The 21,992-nt window shown below is 31.9% G+C and carries 24 protein-coding genes, 1 tRNA gene and 2 riboswitches; of the genes, 8 read left to right on the forward strand and 17 right to left on the reverse strand.

Features of this window, described 5'->3' with window-relative positions; genetic code table 11:
- Positions 1-53 precede the first annotated feature (53 nt).
- On the forward strand, positions 54-1,055 hold the full coding sequence (locus tag HMPREF3154_RS05755) for a proline dehydrogenase family protein (protein ID WP_023350074.1): 1,002 nt from the start codon (positions 54-56) through the stop codon (positions 1,053-1,055).
- Between the two features lie 66 nt (positions 1,056-1,121).
- Here HMPREF3154_RS05755 and ribE (HMPREF3154_RS05760) read toward each other — a convergent pair whose 3' ends face one another.
- The 7 genes from ribE (HMPREF3154_RS05760) to HMPREF3154_RS05790 all read right to left on the reverse strand — a co-directional run bounded on the left by ribE (HMPREF3154_RS05760) (position 1,122) and on the right by HMPREF3154_RS05790 (position 8,104).
- Entirely contained in the window at positions 1,122-1,580 is a 459-nt protein-coding gene (gene ribE / locus HMPREF3154_RS05760) for a 6,7-dimethyl-8-ribityllumazine synthase (protein ID WP_002434688.1), read from the reverse strand.
- A gap of 42 nt (positions 1,581-1,622) precedes the next feature.
- Positions 1,623-2,804 carry a bifunctional 3,4-dihydroxy-2-butanone-4-phosphate synthase/GTP cyclohydrolase II gene (locus tag HMPREF3154_RS05765; protein WP_023350073.1) on the reverse strand — a complete coding sequence of 394 codons (1,182 nt, stop codon included), beginning with the start codon at positions 2,802-2,804 and terminating at the stop codon, positions 1,623-1,625.
- Positions 2,805-2,815: 11 nt separating this feature from the next.
- Complete coding sequence (gene ribE / locus HMPREF3154_RS05770) at positions 2,816-3,448, reverse strand: riboflavin synthase (protein WP_030058685.1); 633 nt, start codon at positions 3,446-3,448, stop codon at positions 2,816-2,818.
- Positions 3,449-3,454: 6 nt separating this feature from the next.
- On the reverse strand, positions 3,455-4,504 hold the full coding sequence (ribD, locus tag HMPREF3154_RS05775; RefSeq protein ID WP_002453491.1) for a bifunctional diaminohydroxyphosphoribosylaminopyrimidine deaminase/5-amino-6-(5-phosphoribosylamino)uracil reductase RibD: 1,050 nt from the start codon (positions 4,502-4,504) through the stop codon (positions 3,455-3,457).
- Between the two features lie 132 nt (positions 4,505-4,636).
- Positions 4,637-4,773: riboswitch (FMN riboswitch) on the reverse strand.
- A gap of 139 nt (positions 4,774-4,912) precedes the next feature.
- Positions 4,913-6,403, reverse strand: a complete 1,491-nt coding sequence (locus HMPREF3154_RS05780) for an FAD/NAD(P)-binding protein (RefSeq protein WP_023350071.1) — start codon at positions 6,401-6,403, stop codon at positions 4,913-4,915.
- A 315-nt stretch (positions 6,404-6,718) separates the two neighbouring features.
- A complete protein-coding gene (locus HMPREF3154_RS05785; RefSeq protein WP_002434844.1) occupies positions 6,719-7,570 on the reverse strand; it encodes a peptidoglycan release complex glucosaminidase SagB in 852 nt (283 codons plus the stop codon).
- A gap of 315 nt (positions 7,571-7,885) precedes the next feature.
- Positions 7,886-8,104 carry a hypothetical protein gene (locus HMPREF3154_RS05790; protein ID WP_002434817.1) on the reverse strand — a complete coding sequence of 73 codons (219 nt, stop codon included), beginning with the start codon at positions 8,102-8,104 and terminating at the stop codon, positions 7,886-7,888.
- A gap of 208 nt (positions 8,105-8,312) precedes the next feature.
- On the opposite strand from HMPREF3154_RS05790, the gene HMPREF3154_RS05795 reads away from it, so the two are divergent.
- Both HMPREF3154_RS05795 and HMPREF3154_RS05800 read left to right on the forward strand, forming a co-directional pair.
- Complete coding sequence (locus tag HMPREF3154_RS05795) at positions 8,313-8,783, forward strand: sigma-70 family RNA polymerase sigma factor (protein WP_023350069.1); 471 nt, start codon at positions 8,313-8,315, stop codon at positions 8,781-8,783.
- A gap of 19 nt (positions 8,784-8,802) precedes the next feature.
- Positions 8,803-9,246, forward strand: a complete 444-nt coding sequence (locus HMPREF3154_RS05800) for a competence protein ComK (protein WP_002434754.1) — start codon at positions 8,803-8,805, stop codon at positions 9,244-9,246.
- On the opposite strand, the gene HMPREF3154_RS05805 is transcribed toward HMPREF3154_RS05800, so the two are convergent.
- Positions 9,233-9,676: a hypothetical protein gene (locus HMPREF3154_RS05805; RefSeq protein ID WP_023350068.1), complete on the reverse strand. Its 444-nt coding sequence runs from the start codon at positions 9,674-9,676 to the stop codon at positions 9,233-9,235. The genes HMPREF3154_RS05800 and HMPREF3154_RS05805 overlap by 14 nt on opposite strands.
- A gap of 155 nt (positions 9,677-9,831) precedes the next feature.
- Entirely contained in the window at positions 9,832-10,545 is a 714-nt protein-coding gene (locus HMPREF3154_RS05810; RefSeq protein WP_002434689.1) for a transaldolase, read from the reverse strand.
- 292 nt (positions 10,546-10,837) lie between these two features.
- Between HMPREF3154_RS05810 and HMPREF3154_RS05815 the strand changes: the two genes are divergently transcribed.
- From HMPREF3154_RS05815 to HMPREF3154_RS05825, 3 genes are read left to right on the forward strand one after another with little or no spacing between them, the layout of a single operon-like run.
- Positions 10,838-11,146: a hypothetical protein gene (locus HMPREF3154_RS05815; RefSeq protein ID WP_002434733.1), complete on the forward strand. Its 309-nt coding sequence runs from the start codon at positions 10,838-10,840 to the stop codon at positions 11,144-11,146.
- A gap of 55 nt (positions 11,147-11,201) precedes the next feature.
- Complete coding sequence (gene crcB, locus HMPREF3154_RS05820; protein WP_023350067.1) at positions 11,202-11,564, forward strand: fluoride efflux transporter CrcB; 363 nt, start codon at positions 11,202-11,204, stop codon at positions 11,562-11,564.
- The gene (locus HMPREF3154_RS05825; protein ID WP_023350066.1) at positions 11,561-11,917 is read left to right on the forward strand and encodes a fluoride efflux transporter FluC; all 357 of its coding nucleotides are present in this window, start codon (positions 11,561-11,563) and stop codon (positions 11,915-11,917) included. Before crcB ends, HMPREF3154_RS05825 begins: the two co-directional genes overlap by 4 nt.
- Positions 11,918-11,994: 77 nt before the next feature.
- On the opposite strand, the gene HMPREF3154_RS05830 is transcribed toward HMPREF3154_RS05825, so the two are convergent.
- The 3 genes from HMPREF3154_RS05830 to metK all read right to left on the reverse strand — a co-directional run bounded on the left by HMPREF3154_RS05830 (position 11,995) and on the right by metK (position 15,202).
- On the reverse strand, positions 11,995-12,834 hold the full coding sequence (locus HMPREF3154_RS05830) for an aldo/keto reductase (RefSeq protein WP_002434834.1): 840 nt from the start codon (positions 12,832-12,834) through the stop codon (positions 11,995-11,997).
- Between the two features lie 155 nt (positions 12,835-12,989).
- The gene (locus tag HMPREF3154_RS05835) at positions 12,990-13,898 is read right to left on the reverse strand and encodes a nuclease-related domain-containing protein (RefSeq protein ID WP_002434861.1); all 909 of its coding nucleotides are present in this window, start codon (positions 13,896-13,898) and stop codon (positions 12,990-12,992) included.
- Positions 13,899-14,008: 110 nt separating this feature from the next.
- Positions 14,009-15,202: a methionine adenosyltransferase gene (gene metK, locus HMPREF3154_RS05840; RefSeq protein ID WP_023350065.1), complete on the reverse strand. Its 1,194-nt coding sequence runs from the start codon at positions 15,200-15,202 to the stop codon at positions 14,009-14,011.
- Between the two features lie 108 nt (positions 15,203-15,310).
- Positions 15,311-15,422, reverse strand: a riboswitch (SAM riboswitch).
- Between the two features lie 155 nt (positions 15,423-15,577).
- On the opposite strand from metK, the gene pckA reads away from it, so the two are divergent.
- Entirely contained in the window at positions 15,578-17,170 is a 1,593-nt protein-coding gene (gene pckA / locus HMPREF3154_RS05845) for a phosphoenolpyruvate carboxykinase (ATP) (protein WP_002434740.1), read from the forward strand.
- A 77-nt stretch (positions 17,171-17,247) separates the two neighbouring features.
- On the opposite strand, the gene HMPREF3154_RS05850 is transcribed toward pckA, so the two are convergent.
- Positions 17,248-18,033, reverse strand: a complete 786-nt coding sequence (locus HMPREF3154_RS05850) for an alpha/beta hydrolase family protein (protein ID WP_023350063.1) — start codon at positions 18,031-18,033, stop codon at positions 17,248-17,250.
- Positions 18,014-18,487, reverse strand: a complete 474-nt coding sequence (gene ytkD / locus HMPREF3154_RS05855) for an RNA deprotection pyrophosphohydrolase (protein ID WP_023350062.1) — start codon at positions 18,485-18,487, stop codon at positions 18,014-18,016. Before ytkD ends, HMPREF3154_RS05850 begins: the two co-directional genes overlap by 20 nt.
- Positions 18,488-18,557: 70 nt before the next feature.
- On the opposite strand from ytkD, the gene yidD reads away from it, so the two are divergent.
- Entirely contained in the window at positions 18,558-18,806 is a 249-nt protein-coding gene (yidD, locus tag HMPREF3154_RS05860) for a membrane protein insertion efficiency factor YidD (RefSeq protein ID WP_029625717.1), read from the forward strand.
- Here yidD and menC read toward each other — a convergent pair.
- From menC to HMPREF3154_RS05875, 3 genes are all read right to left on the reverse strand, one after another.
- Positions 18,803-19,804: an o-succinylbenzoate synthase gene (menC, locus tag HMPREF3154_RS05865; protein WP_023350061.1), complete on the reverse strand. Its 1,002-nt coding sequence runs from the start codon at positions 19,802-19,804 to the stop codon at positions 18,803-18,805. The two genes, yidD and menC, sit on opposite strands and share 4 nt — an antisense overlap.
- A complete protein-coding gene (menE, locus tag HMPREF3154_RS05870; RefSeq protein ID WP_023350060.1) occupies positions 19,801-21,204 on the reverse strand; it encodes an o-succinylbenzoate--CoA ligase in 1,404 nt (467 codons plus the stop codon). Before menE ends, menC begins: the two co-directional genes overlap by 4 nt.
- A gap of 606 nt (positions 21,205-21,810) precedes the next feature.
- Positions 21,811-21,899 (reverse strand) — tRNA-Ser (locus tag HMPREF3154_RS05875).
- Positions 21,900-21,992: the final 93 nt, after the last annotated feature.

The following is a 21,992-nucleotide window of genomic DNA, read 5'->3' on the forward strand; positions in this document are numbered from 1 at the left end:
CGTGATACACTATTTTTAAACATTAATGTATCAATGTATTGGAGGTATTACATATGTCACTTTTCCGAGATTTTTTTATCGCATTATCTAATAATACTTATTTAAATGAAACTGCTAAAAAGGTTGGCCCTAGAATGGGGGCTAATAAAGTAGTAGCTGGAAATACTATTCCTCAACTAATTGAAAAAATTCAATATCTAAATGAATATAGAATTGCGGTCACTGTTGACTGTTTAGGCGAATTTGTTGAAACTAAAGAAGAAAGTTTACATGCAAAACAACAAATTTTAGAAATTATTGAAGCAATTCAATATTTTAATGTTGAGGCACACATGTCAGTTAAAATCAGCCAATTAGGCAGTGAATTTGATTTAGATCTTGCTTATGAGAATATGCGTGAAATACTTCTTAAAGCAGATGAGTGTGGCAAAATGCACATTAACATTGATACTGAGAAATATCATAGTTTACAACAGATACAACATGTACTTGATAAACTTAAAGGAGAATTTAAAAATGTCGGTACGGTAGTTCAAGCATACTTATATGAGGCTGAAGATTTAATTGATAAATACCCAGACTTACGATTGCGATTAGTTAAAGGTGCTTATAAAGAAGATGAAACTATCGCTTATCAAACCAAAGAAGACATTGATTCCAATTATATTAAAATTATAGAGAAAAGACTTTTAAACGCACGTAATTATACATCAATTGCGACTCATGATGATCAAATCATTAGTCATGTTAAACAATTTATGAAGAAAAATCACATTGAAAAAGATCAAATGGAATTTCAAATGTTATACGGCTTTCGTTCTGATCTTGCTCAATCCATTGCCAATGAAGGCTATCATTTTACAGTTTATGTTCCTTTTGGAGATGATTGGTTCGCTTACTTCATGAGAAGATTAGCTGAAAGACCTCAGAACCTGTCACTTGCATTTAAAGAATTTTCAAACCCTAAAGCACTTAAAAGGATAGCCCTCTACGGCAGCGTGGCCACAGGCTTAGCCTCTACCCTAGCCATAGCAACCAAACTACTCAAGAGGTAACAAACCAAACGACACGGAGAAGTAAACTACGCACCATTATCACTTCTCCGTGTCGCTTTGCTTTGTCTATATTTGTTTGATTAGGTTAGCCATTTCAATTGCGCTTACTGCTGCTTCAGAACCTTTGTTCCCTGCTTTTGTACCCGCTCTCTCAACAGCTTGTTCAATACTTTCGGTTGTTAAAATACCAAAAATAACTGGTACCTCTGATACTTCATTTGCCTTAGAAACACCTTTTGCAACTTCATTACAAACGTAATCATAATGAGAAGTAGCCCCTCTAATAACACATCCAAGTGTAATTACTGCGTCATAGTCACCTTTTCGAGCTAATTTCTTAGCAACTAATGGAATTTCAAAAGCACCCGGTACATATGCAACATCAATTTGTTCTTCTTCGACCTCATGACGAATTAATGTATCTTTCGCACCTTCTAATAAACGACCTGTAATAAAATCATTAAATCTGCTTACTACAATTGCAACTTTTAAATTTTTACCTACTAATTTACCTTCAAAATTCATATTTTATGTCCTCCTTAATGTGTTTACATACTCAATTCACAATTAAATTAAGTGACCCATTTTCGACTTTTTCGTCTCCATATATTTATGATTATATGCAGTCTCAGGAACAATTAATTCAATTCTATCTTCAATGTTAATACCATATTCTTTTAATCCTTCAAATTTTTTAGGATTATTACTTAATAAGTTAACTTTTTCAACGTTAAAATATTTTAAAATTTGAGCAGCTATATTATAGTCTCTTAAATCTTCATCAAATCCTAAAGCGAGGTTTGCAGTTACGGTATCATAACCTTTTTCAATCAATTCATAAGCTCGTAATTTATTCATCAATCCTATACCTCGTCCTTCTTGTGGTAGATATATAATCATACCACCGTGTTCATCGATGTATTTCATTGATGCTTCAAGTTGAGCACCACAATCACATCTTTGACTGTGGAATATATCACCAGTTAGACATGAAGAGTGTATACGAACATTTTCATTTGAACGAATTGATCCTTTAGCAATCACTACAATTTCTTCATCACTTAAGTCAGTTGTAAAACCGTACATATCAAATTTTCCATAATCTGTCGGCATATTAACTTTAGCATTTAACTTCACATGTGACTCAGATTGCTTACGATATTCAATTAAACTTTCAATCGTAATCATTTTTAAGTTATGGCGTTCCTTGAAACTTTGTAAGTCTTCACCTCTAGCCATTGTTCCATCATCATTCATAATTTCACATATCACACCTGCTGGTTTAGCTCCAGTTAATTTTGCTAAGTCTACAGCCGCTTCTGTGTGACCATTACGTTCTAGTACACCATTATCTTTAGCAATTAATGGGAATAAATGACCAGGGCGATTGAAGTCTTCGGCATTAGCATGATGATCTATAAGTGCTCTTGCTGTCATTGTTCTCTCATAGGCACTAATACCTGTAGTCGTATTTTTATGATCTACACTCACGGTGAAATGTGTACCATAAGCATCAGTATTATGCGGTTCCATAGCATTTAGCTCTAACCTTTTAGCAATTGAAGTATCTAAAGGTGCACATATGAGACCACGTCCTTCTTTTGCCATAAAATTAATCGTATCGTCAGCCATCCATTCAGTAACTGCGATAAGGTCACCTTCATTTTCTCTGTCTTCATCGTCTACTACAATGATACTTTCACCTTTTCGCAAAGCTTCTATAGCTAACTCAACTGTATCAAATTGCATATAAATTCCTCCTAAAAACCAAATGCACGCAATTTATCTTCTGTTAGTTTAGATTTTTGATGATTCATGATATTTTCCACATATTTAAAAAGTACATCTGTTTCTAAGTGAACTGCATCGCCCACTTTTTTATCTGATAAAATTGTAGACTTACGCGTCTCTGGAATAAGATGAATATCAAATGTGGTTTCATGAAGATCAAAGACTGTTAAACTTACGCCATCAACAGTGATAGAACCTTGTTGTACCATTTGATTTAAAACATTTTTTGAAGTTTTGATTGAAATTATTTTTGAGTTAGCTGATTCATTAACTTTAGAAATCGTTCCAAGTTCATCAACATGTCCAAGAACAAAATGTCCACCGAATCTGCCATTACCACTCATCGCTCTCTCAAGATTTACTTCAGCCTGACGTTGTAAATCGGCTAGGTAGGTCTTATTTTCAGTACCTTTAATCACTTGGACTGAGAAAGCTGTATCATTAAAATCAATCACCGTTAAACATGCGCCGTTTACACTTATAGAATCACCGATATGCATATCTTCAAGAATGCGATTCGCTTTAATTTCTAAAGTTCTCACTGATTTCTCAGAACGCACTTGTTGAACGATACCAATTTCTTCAACGATACCTGTAAACATAGGCATTCACTTCTTTCGTAGTTTCAATTTTAAATTTTGATTAATTAACTTGGAATAAACAATTTCAAATTGAGTTGCTTCAGGTAAATCAATGACTTGATCAGTTTTGTAAAATTGATGTTTACCTGAACCACCTATTAATTTCGGGGCTAAATAAAGAATGAGTTCATCTAAATGATGAGATTGGAGAAATTGTGAAGTAACATTTGGACCTGCCTCGACTAGCAGTTTTCCAATACCTCTTTGATATAAATCTTTTAATATAGCTGTACTATCGCATTTTTCTAAACAAATAATTTCTATATGTTTATCATTACTTTGATTTTTTAAATTTTCATTTTCAGTATAAATCCAAATAGGTGAAGCAGTATCTGCAAATAGCTGTTGCTCAAAATCAATTTGTCCTGACTTTGATAGAATAACTCTAATTGGATGCTTACCATCCTGAACTCTAGTCGTATACAATGGATCATCAGCGTCTATCGTTTTTCTACCTGTTAATACAGCATCATGCTCGTGACGCAACTTATAAACATCTTCTTTAACTTCTTTATTAGTTATCCATTTACTCTCATCAGAATCAGTGGCTTGTTTGCCATCTAAACTTGATGAAACTTTAACAGTTAACTCTGGAATGCTATTTCTTTTAGCAGTAAAGAAGTCTTTATAAAGTTCAGCGGCATTCTCATTAAATTGAAATTCAACTTCAATACCAGCTTCTTTAAGTATTTCATCACCCTTAGAAGCTAAGGTAGTGTCTTTTACCGCATAGATAACCTTACGAATACCAAATTCAATAATTTTATTTACGCAAGGTGGTGTAGAACCATGATGAGTACAAGGTTCTAAAGAAACGTATATAGTTGCATCTTTAGCATTTTCTCCCGCCATATCTAATGCTTGTACTTCTGCGTGTTTATCACCCTTTTTCAAATGGGCGCCTAGACCGACAATTCTACCATCTTTAACCACTACAGAACCAACCGGCGGATTTATACCAGTTTGACCATCAACCATTTGAGCAAGTTGAATGGCATAATTCATAAATCGACTCAATTTATCACCTCAACAAAATAAAAAAACCTTACACCAATTTAATTAGGCATAAGGAGATTGATAATATATCTTTAAATAAGCATATTTGTTTACTATAAGACATAGTCCTACAAATTTGCTTGTCGAGTAATTATATTCTTTCTCCCATCCAGACTTTCACTGTCGGCTCTAGATTCTCACTAGATCAGCCACCAATATTATTAAATATTAGCAGGTCGCAGGCTTAATTTACTGCCGGTTGGGAATTACACCCTGCCCCGAAAGAATTATATGAAATTGTTATTGGTTAATTGAGTGATGTAGTTAATAACTACAAATAAAATCTTACTATAATTGATTTCAAAACTCAATTTAATAGCATCAATCAAATTTTATTTATTAGTGGAATTTTATCCGTTAGTCGATAATTTACCTATTTTTTTCCATTTCTTTTTGCGTCAAATATAAGTGAGATACTGTATTCACTACTTGATCAACAATCATCTTCACACCATTACGTAATTTGTTAACACCATTTGTCATTTGACCAATGGCAATGACGTTCGTCAACGTACCATATCTTGGACTAATGACTTGATTGGTTTCAGGAATAATTTGAATGCCACCCATAGGATGTCTTTGTACAATTTGACGATTTTCAAGATTTAACATCAATTGATCATCTTCATCTAATTGTCCGAGGTGTGTTTTAGATCCTGTTGCATTAATCACTACATCAAATAATTCAGTTTCTTGATCTTCATTATTAAATTTTAAATAAAATTGATTATTGTCATGTTGAATATCTTCTAAATCTTTCTTTATTTCAAGATATCCTTCTTCAATTAACTGTATAAGTAACTTTGCAGTTCTAGGAGGCATAGGGTTTGAATTTAATTGAATCATTTTTGAGTATTTTTGATTAAATAATTCTTGATCTCTTAAACTTAAACTATTCCAAATCCAATCTAAATTCTCTTTCAAATGCTCAATGATACTTTGAAATACTCCCATTTCTGTTTCATTATTTAAATCAAATTGTAAATCTTTAATATGGTGACCAGTTCTTCTATTCACTAATCTTTGAAAATCAATTTCATAATCCTCACACTCTTTTAAAAACAAAGCAACTGCCTTATCTATAGGCACATTACCGTAATTATTTTCCTTAATTCCATTAAAATGATCTTTAGTTAAATGAGTAAATTGTATATCTATCATTTTACCTCTTACACTAGGTAAAGAGGCTGAACGACTTGTCATTGTTATCGGCAAATTAGGATGATGTGCAGCAACATATCTCACTGCATCTAAACTCGCTAACCCAGTACCTATAATAGCAATCCTATCTGAATCATCTACATGATCTAATGTATTATATGTTGGATATGGTGTTTGGATGTATCCTTTTTTACCTTTCAAATGATAAGGATCGTGATAACTAAACGTACCAAACGTTAAAAATAAATAATCATATTCTCGCCATTCTTTATCATCTTCACATGTACATACATAATACTTTAACTTTGTATCATCCACATTTGAGTTAGTAAAGATTTCCTGAACTTTATCATTAATAATTGTTAGATTCTCGTATTGTTGGTCGTATCGAGAAAGATGTGACTTCATATAATGTCCAAAAACAAACCTTGGTAAGTACTGTGGATTAGGAAAATCAAATTCGGTTTGTTGTTGATACCATTTCCAAAATTCTTCATCATCATCTAGATTTAAACTCATTTTTTTTGAGGGCATATTTATTAATAATTCACTACTGTCATTCTGAAATGGTACACCTTGCCCCATATTTTTTGCATCGTCGTACACATCCACTTTAAGTTTGGAAAAATCTTCATGTTTAACAAGTTGTCGTAAAACACTGACACCAGCTGTTCCCATACCGATTATTGCCACGCGCATATTCATCATCCTTCTATTTATGTATTCAGTTATTATACCAATTAATGTGAAAGCTTAAAAAATATATACCTTATAAACATATCCTTTACTAATTACTTTTAATCTTATATAGATATGCTAAAATCATTTTGTCGAGGTGAAATAATGAAACTACTAACAAAAATATTAATTGTATTTATCATTCTGTTCACATGGTTATCCAGTAAAAATAAAGCAAAATAACTTAAATTAAACCCTCTATAAACTTTTGCACTACTCACAAAAAAAGCATCGCTATCGAGAAAATTCTCAAAATAGCGATGCTTTTTTTAAATTCTATTTTTGATGTTCTTTATCATCTTTGTATACATATAATTTAAAGTATTTACCTTCAGTCTTCATGTTCTTGTAGAAATCTGCAATAATGCTTGCATTACTTTCAGCCCATTTAATATCTGTTGCATATTGATGTTCACCAGGATTCTTAGGGTTCCATCTCATACTATACAGCGTGTCTTGATCTTCATGAGATAAGAAATGTTTGTGAATGAAATCAGCACCACCATATATAGCTTTCTGTGGAGTATCCCAACCATGTTTCTTAGCGTATTCTGCACCTGTTTTAACAGGATCACTGTCTAATGCACCTACACCATAAAAGTTATAATATTTTTTGCCGTCGATTTCTACACCTTTAGACAATTCACTTTTAGCTGAACCTGTCTCTAAAAGCGCATGAGAGATGAGATAAACTTCATTAACATGTTTAGCTTTAGCTGCATTTAAAAAGTCATCAGTATGTTCTAATAATACTGGTCTATCAAATAAAATACGTTTAATTCTGTTTTTATCTATACCTTGATATTTTGATAAATCTAAAAATTGATATTTTTGTTTATCATTATCAATGAATTCACTACTATCCATAGCTGTTTTAATTTCAGCATCTGATGCATCACGCCATGAATCATTATTTTTATTAGATACCTGTTGACTCGTATAGTTATGTATTTGTTTCTTTGCTGCTTTATCTAGAGTTTTATCGATTTTAATTACTTTCTTTTCTGACTTTACATGTTTAAAGAATATTTGATCAGAGATCATTGAAAAGAAAATAACAGCAGCAACAACAAATACTATTAGCAATCCTATAATAGCTAAGATAGAGCCCTTTTTGTGCTTAATCATAGTCACACCTCTTAGGTCATTGTTGTTAAACTATTCAGTTTCATTACGATAATAAAGTTTAACATTATTAATTCAGATTCACAATTTTATATTGGTAATGTTACAAATTCATAAATAAATAGTAATAAAAATGAAACTAAAAAATAAAAATAGAGGTTTCACTTCTTCATCATTTTTTATTACTCGATAATAAATGAGTGTCTACATCTAATAATAGAACGTAAAACTAGCAATAAATCTCTATTATTAAGGGTATTAATCATGAGAAAAAACGTTAAATGATGATAAGCAACCTCGATTTTTATATTATATGAATTAAGACTTTTTATATTCCATCATAACAAAACTAGCCGCTTGTGAACGATTTTTATAATAATACTGATTTAAATCAATTGTCCCTTCAATTTCACCATCACGATACTTCATTTCATTAGTAAAATTATTTATCATGACGAAATCAGAACGATCTCTAATTACGTCTAAATCATCGTTACGTGCGAAAAAGTGCTCTAAATTTAAGTGTGCGTAATCCATATTAACCTCCCTTAGTGCATACCAAATTTATTTATGTTGAATTATCATTTTAATGTCAATTTTATGCTTTTTTATTTGAGTTTTAATAAGTCTATGCTTACTATTTAACACCTTATTGGAAAATTACGCAAATGATAATTTTTATAAAGTAAGTTATCTTCTTTTTATCCGGAAATAATATTTATGTACATAAATAGGAGTGCATATTTTGGAATTTGAAGAAGTTTATAAAAACTATAATAAAATTATTCATTATTTGTTAAATCACTATCACATCACTTATAATTATGATGAATTTTATCAACTCTTACTTATTAAAATGTGGCAACTCTCTCTAAATTACGATGAACAAAAATCAACCTCGATAAGTACATACCTCTTCACGAGATTGAAATATCATTTAATAGACCATTTTAGGAAAGAAAATAATAGATCCAATCAAATCACTCTTGATGCCCATCTTCACAATTCTTATGATTCTACAATTCTCCTCAATGATTTTAACTTAGTGTTAGAAGACTTCTCTGATCAACTCAAACCACAAGAAGCGCAATGGCTGCGTCTTCATATTCAAGGCTTTAAACAATATGAGATAGCCCAGCACATGAATTTATCTCTAACTTCTATAAAGAAAATTAAAAACTCCACTAAACAAAAATGTTTAAATAATCTTAAATAACCATGAAGGAATGAACAACATGACTACTTATTCAACGAGACATTTACTTTATTTAAAAACTGCTATATCTAATGAGACAGAAACACGTATACAATACTCTGACTATCATATCACTGTCCCCTTTACACCACAGAAAATGATTCACTATCTACTTGAGTTGAATCACACTTCATTACAAGTGCAATCGTCAAAAGCTAAAAGATTACTAAATATAAATAAACTAATACCTATCTATATCAATCGAGATACAATTTTATTCCCACTAACACAAAAACGTGCATCAATAAAATATTTTATTAACGCACGTAAAATTATTGGAATTCACTCTTCTGTAGATTCTACTATTATCATTTTCGACAATACGACTCTACTTCGTACTGAAATCCCCTATACACTGGTATCCAAAAAATGGCAAGAAAGTTTAACTCTTGCTCAAATCATTGAAAAGACTAGCGCTTATTAAATTTTAATTCTAGTAATTTTTTTGTAAATAATGCTGTAATTATTTTAATTAAATAAAGGCTCAATATCATTATACAGATTGCTGCTATTAAAATGATAATTACTAATAAACTAGATAATTCAACTTTAGGATTAATAAAGTAATGAACTGAAGTTAAACTTGTTATCAAACCTGTTAAAAATAATCCAAGTAATAAAGCATATGTTACAACAATACTAAATAGTAATATAAAGGTTTTACCTGAAGTAGTACTTTTATGCTCGTATATATGATTTTTGAGATAACGATTAGAAAACTGAATGGGTTTATTAAAATCTACATTATCTTCACTATCTAACTGACTTAGCTTTTTATTCAATTGTTCTTTTTCTTTTTTATTTAAAAACCATAATTGTTTTTGAACCTTTTCTTTAAACGTCTTTTTGTCCATAAATTGGAGTACGCTCCTCAAATCTAATAATTACTATAAATCATAAATTATTTATCATACTGTTGCAATCACTCTTAAAAATCTTCAATGAAAAAGCAATCGATGAAGTGTTATTTCTTCATCGATTGCTTTTATAAATTAACTACAATTAAGCTTTACAAGATAGAAAGACCTGAGCTTTGAATATCTTTAGCGAAACCTTTAACTGTGTCAATTGAGAGTTCTTCAATATTACGACCCAAATTTGAATTAACTTTTTTGACCACATCAGCTGGACATGTGATGATATCTGCACCTATTTCATCAGCTTGAATAACATTAATCACTTCGCGACAACTTGCCCAAAGTAACTTAACACCTTTTTTACTATGAGTAACTTCAACAGATTCCTTCATTAAAGGTAGTGGATCTACACCAGTGTCAGCTATTCGACCAGCAAACACTGAAACATATGTAGGTACGCCTTCAGTAACAGCATTTGTAATATCTCTAACTTGTTCAATGGTATAAACTGCTGTAACATTTAATCTCACATTATCAGCTGATAATTTTTTAATTAAGGGAAGCGTTGATTCCCCTGTTGTTGTTACAATAGGTATTTTTACAAAAACATTATCACCATATTGTTTAAGGATTTCAGCTTCCTTTTCCATAGTTTCTAAATCATCCGCAAAAACTTCAAAAGAAATAGATGCATCTGGAATTGCTTTAACTACTTCTTCAGCAAATGCTTTATAATCAGTCACCCCTGCTTTAGCCATTAAACTAGGATTAGTAGTAAAACCATCAACATACTTATTATTATAAGCAGCTTTCATTTCCTCAATATCAGCGCCATCTGCAAATACTTCTACATTTAACTTCGTCATTTGTTGTTCCTCCTTAACTCAATACGTTCAATACGATAATTCATAAGTATTTTAAAACAAGATATGTATGTATATTTATAATTATAATAGAATTATAGCTTTCACGTGTTATTATTAAAACTTTATAAGATATTTATAACATGCACCGTTCAGACAAGCGAATGATATGCCTTAAAATCGCTGTTTAAAAAGAGACATTAATCTTTATAATAATGATCAAATTATTTTTACTATTCTCATATTCATAAAATGTGATAGTATATTGTTATGATGTAAATCAAGGAGGCAACGTATGGCACGTTCTAAGAAATACTTTTACTTAAGTATACTTATGATTATTGTTAGTTTTTTCTTTAATACTAACAATTCTTTATTGAGTCATATTTTAGGCTCATTTATGAAATTAATGGTTGCTACATCAATAGTAAATATTATTATCTTAATTTTATCTATTATTTTTGCGGATAAATCAATTAAATATTCAAGAGAAAGTAAAGATTGGATAAAAGTAGCAAGTAAACTTCTACCTTTAATTATATTTATAGTTATTGTGATACACATTCTTTCATCACTACACACATTTGGTTTTATATTTAATTAATCAAACGTAACAAAATAAAATTAAAATGTTAAAACGTTAATGAGGTGTTAATCCCATGCAGTACATATATATATTTATTGGTGGCGCTTTGGGTGCATTACTACGTTACGCTTTTTCAACGCTTAATGATAGTTCGGGATTCCCCTTAGGCACCTTTATAGTCAATCTTTTAGGTGCTTTTTTAATGGGACTAATTGGCACTTTGACAATTACCCTATTTAAAAAGTACCCTCTAGTTAAAAAAGCAATAACAACAGGGTTTATAGGCGCCTTGACGACTTTCTCCACTTTTCAATTCGAACTCGTCCAATTATTTGATCATCACAATTTTATGATGCTTATCATATATGGACTGACAAGTTACATCCTAGGTATCATTTTCTGTTACTTAGGAGTTAAAATAGGAGGTCAATTATGAAGTTAGCTATCCTTCTTGTTATGTTAGGTGGAGGTTTAGGCGCTGTAATTAGAGCGTTTATAACAAATATATGTAATGAAAAATTCAATTCTGCTATTCCTATAGCAACTTCAATAGTTAATATTTTAGGTAGTTTTCTAGGCGGGATAACATTGGGTTCTTCAATTTCAAATGACTGGATATCACCATTTTTTATAACAGGAGTTCTAGGCGGATTAACTACTTTCTCTACACTTACAAATGAATTAGTTCATTTCATGACACCCAATTTTAAACTAGGTCATTTTATAGGATATTCACTACTGCAATTTTTAATTGGATTTATAGCTTGTTATATAGGATTTCATCTTTAATACTGTTGACTATTTTAAAAAAGACCATAGTAAAAGCACTCTGATACATGTATCAGAGTGCTTTTTTATAATCATTATTATTTATGCCCGTTATACTCGGCAGGATGCGGTCCCATTCTTTCATCTTTATTTAAACTATCAATTTTCTCCATCTGAGCATCAGAAAGTTCAAAATCAAATACATTTAAATTTTCTTCTATACGATGCGGCGTCACTGACTTAGGAATAACAACTACCCCATGTTGAACATTCCATCTTATAATCACTTGTGCAGGTGATTTACCTATCTCATTTGCGACTTCGTTGATAGTTTCATCTTCTAAAATTTTAGCATTCATTAACGGAGACCAAGATTCCATAACGATGCTTTGTGCTTCTAAATATTTACGTAAGTCTTTTTGAATTAAATATGGATGAAATTCAACTTGATTGATAACAGGTTTTATAGATACCTGAGCGAGTAAAGCTTCAAAATTTTCAGGAGTAAAATTACTTACACCGATGTTTTTAACTTTATTATCTTTGTATAAATCTTCCATTCCCTGCCATGTATCAATCATGACTGCTTCATTTGTTCCAGGCCAATGCATTAAATATAAATCCAAGTAATCTAAACCTAATTTATGAATGGTTGTTTCATAAGCTTGTGCAACATTATTACGACCATAATCTTCTAACCATAATTTAGAAGTTATAAATAAATCGTCACGTTGTAAACCTGTAGAAGCTAGTCCTTCTTTTATCCCTTGACCAACCATTTCTTCATTACCATATATTTTGGCTGTATCTATACTTCTATAACCATTTTCAATAGCATGTTTAACAGCATCTTTACATTGATCACTATTCTCAACTCTATATGTCCCCAAACCTACTTTAGGCATCTCTCTACCATTATAAAATTGAACTGTTTCCATCATATTCACTCCTCATCTATGCTTTAGTGTCTATCATATTACGATTCAATCTAACTGTAAAAATATTAATATGATTTTCTCTCTTCAGATTTCTATACCCTGTTCAAATAAAAAAATACAAACGTAAGAAAATCATTTTCTTACGTTTGTATTAATTAATTAAAAGACTCTATTTTATCCATAATAGTTTGTAACTCGTCCACGTTATATTGAATACGTCCATGGAATACAAATTTATTAAAGAATTCATCGAGTTGTTCAGGCCCAACTAGAACCTTAACATTAGAAGCCTGATTATAATTAGAAATTGTAACATCTCCATCATTTTTAGGATTAAAATACAAAATTGAAGTTGGTGTATATTTAGTGTTTAATTCACTTTGTAAATCACCTGCAAGATTTTGAATATGTTTAATCTTCTCAGAATAATTAACAAATGATAAAGATTGTTGATCTTCATTTTGATCTAATACTAATGTTTGAGGTGTAGATTCATCTAAATCAAGTGTTTGGAATACTTGAGACATTGTTGGTAACTCTTTGAACTGAGCACCACTAATACCATTATACACATGACCTTTTAAAAGTTGAGAATCAATGATATATAAACCAGTTCTAGTTAAAACAAGATGACTGATGCGTTCGATATTATTAAATTCATTACTTGGTAGGAAGATATTTGCCATAATGTGCATATCTTCAGGACGAATTCTCTTCTCATTAACAAGACGTTCACGAATACCAATCAATCTCATATCTGTTACATATTCACTATGATTTTTAGAAAATAGTTTTAATGCATCAATTTCTCTATCTTTACTGCTTACTGTCGCATCAAAATCTTCTTTTTGTTTTGTGACAGCCTTTTTATTTTCAACTCTTTCTTTTTCTAAGGCTTCTTCATGAGATTCTTTCATATGTTGCTCTTTTTCTTTATATTGGGCTTCTGTTTGGTTTTTAATTTTCTTTTTACTGTGATTCGCTACTAAAAAGAGAATAAAGAAAAGAATTGCCACAATAATTGCAACGATTAAGCCTATAACTATCGGTGAAGATAAACTCATCACAACAACGCTCCTTTAACCATTTCAATAACTCTCATTATAATAGAAAAAAATCAATTTTTCGACATTTAATTAATATTTATTTCTCTTAATTTTGAAAGCTATGGTTATCATTCGACCGCATCTTTAAGTAAATTAACTTTGTCTAATTTTTCCCAAGGAAGTAAAACATCAGTACGGCCAAAATGACCGTATGCAGCAGTTTGTTTGTAAATAGGATGTTTTAAATCTAACATTTTAATGATTCCAGCTGGTCTTAAGTCAAAATTATTTCTAACCGCTTCAACTAGTTTAGCTTCTGAAACTTTACCAGTACCAAAAGTATCAATTGAAATAGATACTGGCTCAGCCACACCAATGGCATAGGCTAATTGCACTTCACATTGATCAGCTAACTCCGCGGCTACTATATTTTTAGCAACATAACGTGCAGCATAAGCAGCTGAGCGATCAACTTTAGTTGGGTCTTTACCACTGAAGCAACCGCCACCATGACGTGCATAACCGCCGTAAGTATCAACAATGATTTTACGCCCAGTTAATCCTGCATCCCCTTGTGGTCCTCCGATAACAAAACGACCTGTAGGGTTAATAAAGAATTTAGTATCAGCATCTAATAAATCATCTGATACTGTAGGGTAAATGACATGTTTTTTAATATCTGCTTCAATTTGTTCCAATTCAACATCTTCAGCATGTTGAGTAGATACAACAATTGTATCTATACGTTTAGGTTGATCGTTCTCATCATATTCAACTGTTACTTGTACTTTTCCATCAGGACGTAAATAATCTAAAATTTCATCTTTACGCACATCAGATAAACGTTTAGCAAGTTGATGTGATAAGAAAATTGGTAATGGCATATACGTATCTGTTTCATTAGTGGCATACCCAAACATTAACCCTTGATCTCCTGCACCAGTCGCTTCTATTTCTTCTTCTGAAATTTCATTACGGTATTCTAGCGCTTTATCAACACCTTGTGCGATGTCTGGAGATTGTTCATCAATAGCGGTTAAAACTGCCATAGTTTGGAAATCATAACCATATTTCGCTCTTGTATAACCAATATTTTTAATTGTCTCACGCACTACTTTAGGTATATCAACATACGTTGATGTTGAAATTTCACCAGAAATAAGCGCCATACCAGTCGTTACTGTTGTCTCACATGCGACACGCGCATTTGGGTCGTCTTTTAAAATTTCGTCTAGAATTGCATCAGATACCTGATCTGCAATTTTATCGGGATGACCTTCAGTTACTGATTCTGAAGTAAATAATCGTTTATTATAAGTCATGTTTTGCTCCTTTAATATAAATTACGAAAATTCTCTTTTATTTGAGAGCTAAATAAAAGAGCCTTCATCACTATCAAGATAGAGAGAAGGCCCTTAAACGTCCATTCGCTCTTATCGTTCAGACGATATATGTCTGCAAACGGTTTGGCACCTTTCTTTATCATAAAAGAGGTTGCTGGGTTTCATTGGGTCCATGTCCCTCCACCACTCAGGATAAGAGAATCCGTTAAGAATAATAGTACCGAATTCAAGGTTCAATGTCAATTTATGATTTTCGTTAAATGCTTATGTTAACGGTGGATTAATAAAATTAATGTGTTATACTATTTAAATGTAAAGGCTTACATAACTACTATTGCTTTGGAGGGATTGAGTATGTCAGTAGACACATACACAGAAACAATAAAAATAAAAAATTTACTAGAGAAACCATCAACACAATTTCAACTCTCAACAACTCAGCTATACAATAAAATTTTAGATAATAATGAAGGGAAATTAACTGAATTAGGTGCAGTGAATGCAAGTACTGGGAAATATACGGGGCGCTCACCTAAAGATAAATTTATCGTAACTGAACCTTCTTATAGAGATAATGTCGATTGGGGAGACATTAACCAACCTATTGATGAGGAAACTTTTTTAAAACTTTATAATAAAGTTCTAGATTATTTAGGTAAAAAAGATGAATTATACGTATTTAATGGTTATGCAGGAAGCGACAAAGATTCACGTTTAAAATTAACTGTGATTAATGAATTGGCTTGGCATAATTTATTCGCGCACAATATGTTTATTCGTCCAGAATCTAAAGATGAAGCTAAAAATATCAAACCTAATTTCACAATTGTATCAGCACCTCACTTTAAAGCTGATCCAGAAGTAGATGGCACTAAATCAGAAACATTTGTCATCATTTCTTTCAAGCACAAAGTCATTTTAATTGGTGGCACTGAATATGCTGGAGAAATGAAAAAAGGTATTTTCTCAGTAATGAATTATCTTTTACCAATGCAAGATATCATGAGCATGCATTGTTCAGCTAATGTAGGTGAAAAAGGTGATGTCGCTTTATTCTTTGGACTATCAGGCACTGGTAAAACAACCCTTTCAGCTGATCCAGAACGAAAACTTATTGGGGATGATGAACATGGCTGGAACAAAAATGGTGTATTTAACATTGAAGGTGGATGCTATGCCAAAGCAATCAACCTCTCTAAAGAAAAAGAACCTCAAATTTATGATGCAATTAAATACGGCACTATACTAGAGAACACAGTCGTAAAAGAGGATGGTACAGTAGACTTCGATGACAATAAATTCACTGAAAACACTCGTGCTGCTTACCCTATCGAACATATTGATAATATCGTGTTGCCTTCAAAAGCAGCTCATCCTAATACAATTATTTTCTTAACTGCTGATGCCTTTGGTGTGATCCCTCCTATTTCCAAACTAACCAAAGATCAAGCAATGTATCATTTCTTAAGTGGATTCACTTCTAAGTTAGCCGGTACAGAACGTGGAGTAACTGAGCCTGAACCATCGTTCTCAACATGTTTTGGAGCACCATTCTTACCATTAAATCCAACTGTTTACGCTGATTTATTAGGTGAATTAATCGATAAACATGATGTTGACGTTTATTTAGTTAATACAGGATGGACTGGTGGAAAATATGGTGTAGGACGCCGAATCAGCTTACACTATACGCGTCAGATGGTAAACCAAGCTATTTCAGGAAAGTTAAAAGATGCTGAATATAAAAAAGATGAAACATTTGGTTTAAATATCCCAGTTGAAATTAAAGATGTGCCAAAAACTATTTTAGACCCAGTGAACGCTTGGAGTGATGCAAATAAATATCATGAACAAGCTCAAGACTTAATTAATCAATTTGAGGAAAACTTTAAAAAGTTTGGTTCAGAAGTAGAACACATTGCTGAAAAAGGTGCATTCAATAAATAAATATTTCCAATTAATAAAGGGTGAGACGTTTGTCTCACCCTTTTTAATATATCTCTATCTTGATTTAAAATTTGTTATCACAAATTATTTTTAGTTTCTTCAATATTGGTCATCCATTGTTGAATTTTAGATAATGTTTCTTTCATTGCTGGAGGTCGTGGCACATGACCTTCATCTAGTTGATAAAACGTTTCGTAGTACACCCTCTTAGCTGTCAACTTTTCTTCTAAATCATAAGCTTGGTGAATGCCAACTTGCTTATCTTTACCTCCATGAACAATTAATATAGGAGGGCTGGTAGAATCAATGGTTTTCATCGCGTTTCTTTGTTCATAAGCGTCTTTATCTTTTTTAGGATGGCCCACCATTCGTCTTAACATCCCTCTTAAATCAACACGTTCCTCATACATTAAATGAATATCTGAGACGCCTCCCCATATGATGAAGCTATTTACAGGTAAGTCTTGAAAGGTTAATAAACCTTGTAGTCCACCACGTGAGAATCCTATCATATGAATATATGCTGAGGGATACTTATCATGTAAAAGTCGAATTAATTGTGTTACATCATTCAAATCTCCTCGATAAAATTCATCTTTACCTTCACTACCGTTATTACCTCTATAATATGGCCCTATAACTATCGTATGTTCATTTGCAAACTGCATTAATCTTGCAGCTCTTACACGACCTACTTGTCCTTTTCCACCGCGAAGATATATAACTATACGTTGAATTACATTTTGGTCTACTGGTGTCATCATTAAAGCTTTGACATTTAATCCATCTACTTTATAGGTTACTTCATCAAAATGATGCGTATGAGCGTCGATTGGCATTTTCTTAATTTTTGTAAAATCCAAGCGCTCTCACCCTTTCTAAACATTTCAATATCGTCGCATCTTGTATTAAAAAACTTTGCTTATCCGTAGGTATGTTGGAAACATTTTCAAATAGACATGGACCATTTGTCTCATAATAAGTTGAAGTTTCAATGAAATGACTTACTTCAATGAAAAATACATCTTTAAGAAATGTACTATGATCATTTGTGTTCACTTTATATTGCGCAATATAAATACATTTCTCAGCAACTGCGCCTGTCTCTTCATATAATTCCCTTAAAACCGCATCTAATGGTGTTTCACCGGACTCAACTTTACCCCCAGGGAATTCAACTCCACGAACTTTGTGTCGAGTAAATAAGAGTTGATGATTATATATTGGAATCGTGAGTACGTGATTACCACTAGGCGTATCCTTATTCGTTTTAAAATTTAAAGTGACCGTTCGATTGTCTTTATCACGAAACTCCACAATCCACACATCCCCTCTTACTATGTTAAAATAAATCTATTAAATAATTTGTTGGAGGCGCAATACCATGATAAAAAAGATTTTTCTAGCGCTAGTTGTATTTTATCAACGATTCATATCACCGTTGACACCACCTACTTGTCGATTTTATCCAACATGTTCGGAATATACGAGAGAAGCAATCCAATATCATGGTGCATTTAAAGGGCTTTATTTAGGTATACGCCGCATTTTGAAGTGTCATCCATTTCATAAAGGTGGCTTCGATCCAGTACCATTAAAAAAAGATAAACAATCGACATCAGAACATAAACATTAAAGTTTTGTTAGTTTAGTTTTTTGTACTTTAGGGGGAATAAAATGAATCATTCCCTCTTTTAAAATGCCTGAATCTCTCACTAAATCACCTTCAAAGTAATATCCGGAAGGTGTAACATCACCTGGATAATCTCCCTCTTTAGCTAACATTGCTGTAAAATATCTACTTAATCCAAATTCATACATGCCACCGACTACAAATTTAATATTTTTTTCTTTTAAAATATCTATTGCCTCTAAAACTTTATCAATACCACCTAATCTATACGGCTTTAAAACAACTAATTGAATAGGAAATTTTTCAATAATTGAAACAATATCTTTGATAGAAGTCGCCTTCTCATCGATAGCTATAGGTGGATATTCGCTCACATTCATTGCATTTAAATTCTCTAATGATTTAAACGGTTCTTCAATATATATGATATTCGCTTGATTAACCTCACTAATCTTTGAAAATGATTCAACATTCAGCGATTCATTCGCATCAAGTGCTAAATCACAATGAATATCATTTTGATGTATAGCATTGATATCTTCAACAAGTTGTGAAGACCACTTAAGTTTAACACGACGTGGCTGTGTTTCATAAAGCTTATGTAACTGTTCATTTGTTAAACCACTTATTGTCGCACCATAGGTTACTGAGAAAGATGATAACTCATGATACATTTGATAAACTGCCATAACGATAGCTGAACGAGTCGCTGGGGTCTCCTCAAGTTGCTCTAAATAAACAGACCACTCTCTAAATGAATTAAATTCTTTGTCAATAAGCTGAGGTATCCACTCATTGAGCGTATGAACTGCTATATCTATCGTTTCATCATCATACCAATTCGTAGTAAACGCATTACACTCACCATAAAAAGATTGATTATCTCGGGTTAAAATTTCAACAATTAAACTTTCACGTTCATAAAGTTTAACTTTAGGTGTAATAATGGGAGATTTGAAAGGTTGTTTATACGTGTATAAATGAATAGCTTTAATAATCATAATTGATTTCCTTCATATGTTACTTTGCTACGTTGCAGTTTTCCTGTAGAAGTATACGGTAAATTCTTTACTTGATAGAAGGCTTTAGGCACTTTATATTTTGCTAAATTCTGTTGAAAATGGTTTAACAATTCTTCTCTATTGACTTCATTTTCAGAAACAAAATAAAGCACAGGAATTTGTCCCCAAGTATCATCAGCAACACCTACACATACTGCATCAGAAATTTCATTAAATTGTTTAGCAACTGTTTCTATTTGGTATGGATAAATGTTCTCTCCCCCACTTATAATTAAATCTTTACGACGATCATAAACCATTACGAAACCTTCTTCATCTATCTCAGCAATATCTCCAGTTTTGAAAAAGCCATCTTCAAATGTCTTTGTCAAATTCTCAGGATACAAGTAACCATTCATCACATTTTCACCTTTGATAAGAAGTTCACCGTGACCATCTTGATTAGGATTCTTAATTTTTACTTTTACATTGTCACTCGGTTTACCGACTGTATCATGTTTTTGAGCTAACATTTCAGGTGAAGCTGTTAGAAATTGCGAACATGTTTCTGTCATACCGAAAGAGTTATAAATCGGTAACTGATTGGCAAGTGCTTGCTCTATCAGATTAGAAGAGAGTTTTGCTCCTCCAAGTAAAATTTTTTCTATTGAGAATGGTTGTGTAAGACCACCATCCATCAACCATTTTAATGTTTGAGGAACAAGTGAGACATGCGTCATGTTTTCATCTTTAATAATATGAAGCATCTTATCAGTATTAAATTTACCAACTAAGCGAACTGTGAATCCCTCAATGACTGATCTTAAAATAACGCTCAGACCAGAAATATGATAAATAGGTAAAACTGATAGCCACTTTGTATGTTGATCAAAACCTAAACTTTGTTTACAACCTGTAGCACTTGCTAAATGATTATGGAACGTTTGTGGCACAGCTTTCTGTGGGCCTGTCGTTCCAGAAGTGAACATGATAGATGCAATATCTTCTAAATTGAATTGTTTAGATTGGAGTTGTTGAGGTGTTAAATTTCTAAGACCTTCAATGTTGTATAATTTAAAATCCTCCATTGTTAGAGGCATCGTATGTAATATGGTATCAACACGAACTGATTTCATCTGATTTCTCATTTCTTGCTCAGTTAAACGCGTGTTAAGCATCGCTATTTCGATTTGAGCAATCCAGCAAGCATGTATAAGTATGACCGAATCTAAATCATTTTTAATAAATAAACCTACTCTTTTCTTATGAAGTGACTGAATGTAGCGTGCCAAATCATAAGCCTTCTCATACAGCTCACTAAACGTTAACGATTGTTCATCAGTGGCCACTGCAATTTTATCTTTATTTAATTGTGATTGTTCTTTTAACCAATAACCCACAACGCATTCCTCCAAAATTAAATACAATACTCATTATAACGATTCACTGCATAATTATCAGTACTTTAGCTTAAAATATATAAGGGGTTAACATGTTATTTTTGATAAGCATATATTAATTATACCTTTATAAATGTTATAATATTAAATAAGATTTACTATGTTTAATTAATATATAAATATATAATTAAAATAAATTCATACAGATAAAAGGAGGAACTCATATATGGTAACGTTTGTAATGATTTTTCTTTTTGTTTACTCGCTTGTTATAACAATGATGTATTTTAATAAAGATAAGAAATGATGTTTCCTGTCGCCACAGAAAGTGATTCTTAATAAAAGAATTTGAGAACAAAGAAGATTAAGAAGTAGTTAAATATTTAAATGAGATTTTCTTGAGACTAAATTAGAAAATGTTGTGACTATAATAAAGCTTAATTATCATACTCATAGTCACAATTTGACTAAAAATTTAAAATGAATAAAAACTATTCAGAAGTAGAATTTTACAAAACACATCCAAAGTGTTGATACATAAGGATTTAAAAGAATGCAAAAAATTAACGCTTATAATGGATTTAAACCATTATAAGCGCGTTTGTACGGAGAGTGAGGGATTCGAACCCTCGAGACGCTTGTGACGCCTACACACTTTCCAGGCGTGCTCCTTCGGCCAACTCGGACAACTCTCCACTATTGAATTTTATTTAAGATATAAAAAAACAGAAGCGATATTTCACTTCTGTTTGTATGACTCCTACGGGACTCGAACCCGTGTTACCGCC

This window comes from Staphylococcus sp. HMSC06C11, from assembly GCF_001808345.1.
Classification (GTDB): Bacteria; Bacillota; Bacilli; order Staphylococcales; family Staphylococcaceae; genus Staphylococcus; species Staphylococcus capitis.

Coding starts and splice junctions, on each gene's coding strand:
- HMPREF3154_RS05815 (WP_002434733.1), top strand. CDS start 10,838: ATGGCACGTTCTAAGAAATACTTTTACTTAAGTATACTTATGATTATT.
- HMPREF3154_RS05755 (WP_023350074.1), top strand. CDS start 54: ATGTCACTTTTCCGAGATTTTTTTATCGCATTATCTAATAATACTTAT.
- menC (WP_023350061.1), bottom strand. CDS start 19,804: ATGATTATTAAAGCTATTCATTTATACACGTATAAACAACCTTTCAAA.
- pckA (WP_002434740.1), top strand. CDS start 15,578: ATGTCAGTAGACACATACACAGAAACAATAAAAATAAAAAATTTACTA.
- HMPREF3154_RS05830 (WP_002434834.1), bottom strand. CDS start 12,834: ATGGAAACAGTTCAATTTTATAATGGTAGAGAGATGCCTAAAGTAGGT.
- ribE (WP_030058685.1), bottom strand. CDS start 3,448: ATGTTTACAGGTATCGTTGAAGAAATTGGTATCGTTCAACAAGTGCGT.
- HMPREF3154_RS05785 (WP_002434844.1), bottom strand. CDS start 7,570: ATGATTAAGCACAAAAAGGGCTCTATCTTAGCTATTATAGGATTGCTA.
- HMPREF3154_RS05810 (WP_002434689.1), bottom strand. CDS start 10,545: ATGACGAAGTTAAATGTAGAAGTATTTGCAGATGGCGCTGATATTGAG.
- metK (WP_023350065.1), bottom strand. CDS start 15,202: ATGACTTATAATAAACGATTATTTACTTCAGAATCAGTAACTGAAGGT.
- HMPREF3154_RS05835 (WP_002434861.1), bottom strand. CDS start 13,898: ATGAGTTTATCTTCACCGATAGTTATAGGCTTAATCGTTGCAATTATT.
- HMPREF3154_RS05790 (WP_002434817.1), bottom strand. CDS start 8,104: ATGGATTACGCACACTTAAATTTAGAGCACTTTTTCGCACGTAACGAT.
- HMPREF3154_RS05800 (WP_002434754.1), top strand. CDS start 8,803: ATGACTACTTATTCAACGAGACATTTACTTTATTTAAAAACTGCTATA.
- ribE (WP_002434688.1), bottom strand. CDS start 1,580: ATGAATTTTGAAGGTAAATTAGTAGGTAAAAATTTAAAAGTTGCAATT.
- HMPREF3154_RS05805 (WP_023350068.1), bottom strand. CDS start 9,676: ATGGACAAAAAGACGTTTAAAGAAAAGGTTCAAAAACAATTATGGTTT.
- HMPREF3154_RS05780 (WP_023350071.1), bottom strand. CDS start 6,403: ATGCGCGTGGCAATAATCGGTATGGGAACAGCTGGTGTCAGTGTTTTA.
- HMPREF3154_RS05825 (WP_023350066.1), top strand. CDS start 11,561: ATGAAGTTAGCTATCCTTCTTGTTATGTTAGGTGGAGGTTTAGGCGCT.
- HMPREF3154_RS05765 (WP_023350073.1), bottom strand. CDS start 2,804: ATGCAATTTGATACAGTTGAGTTAGCTATAGAAGCTTTGCGAAAAGGT.
- crcB (WP_023350067.1), top strand. CDS start 11,202: ATGCAGTACATATATATATTTATTGGTGGCGCTTTGGGTGCATTACTA.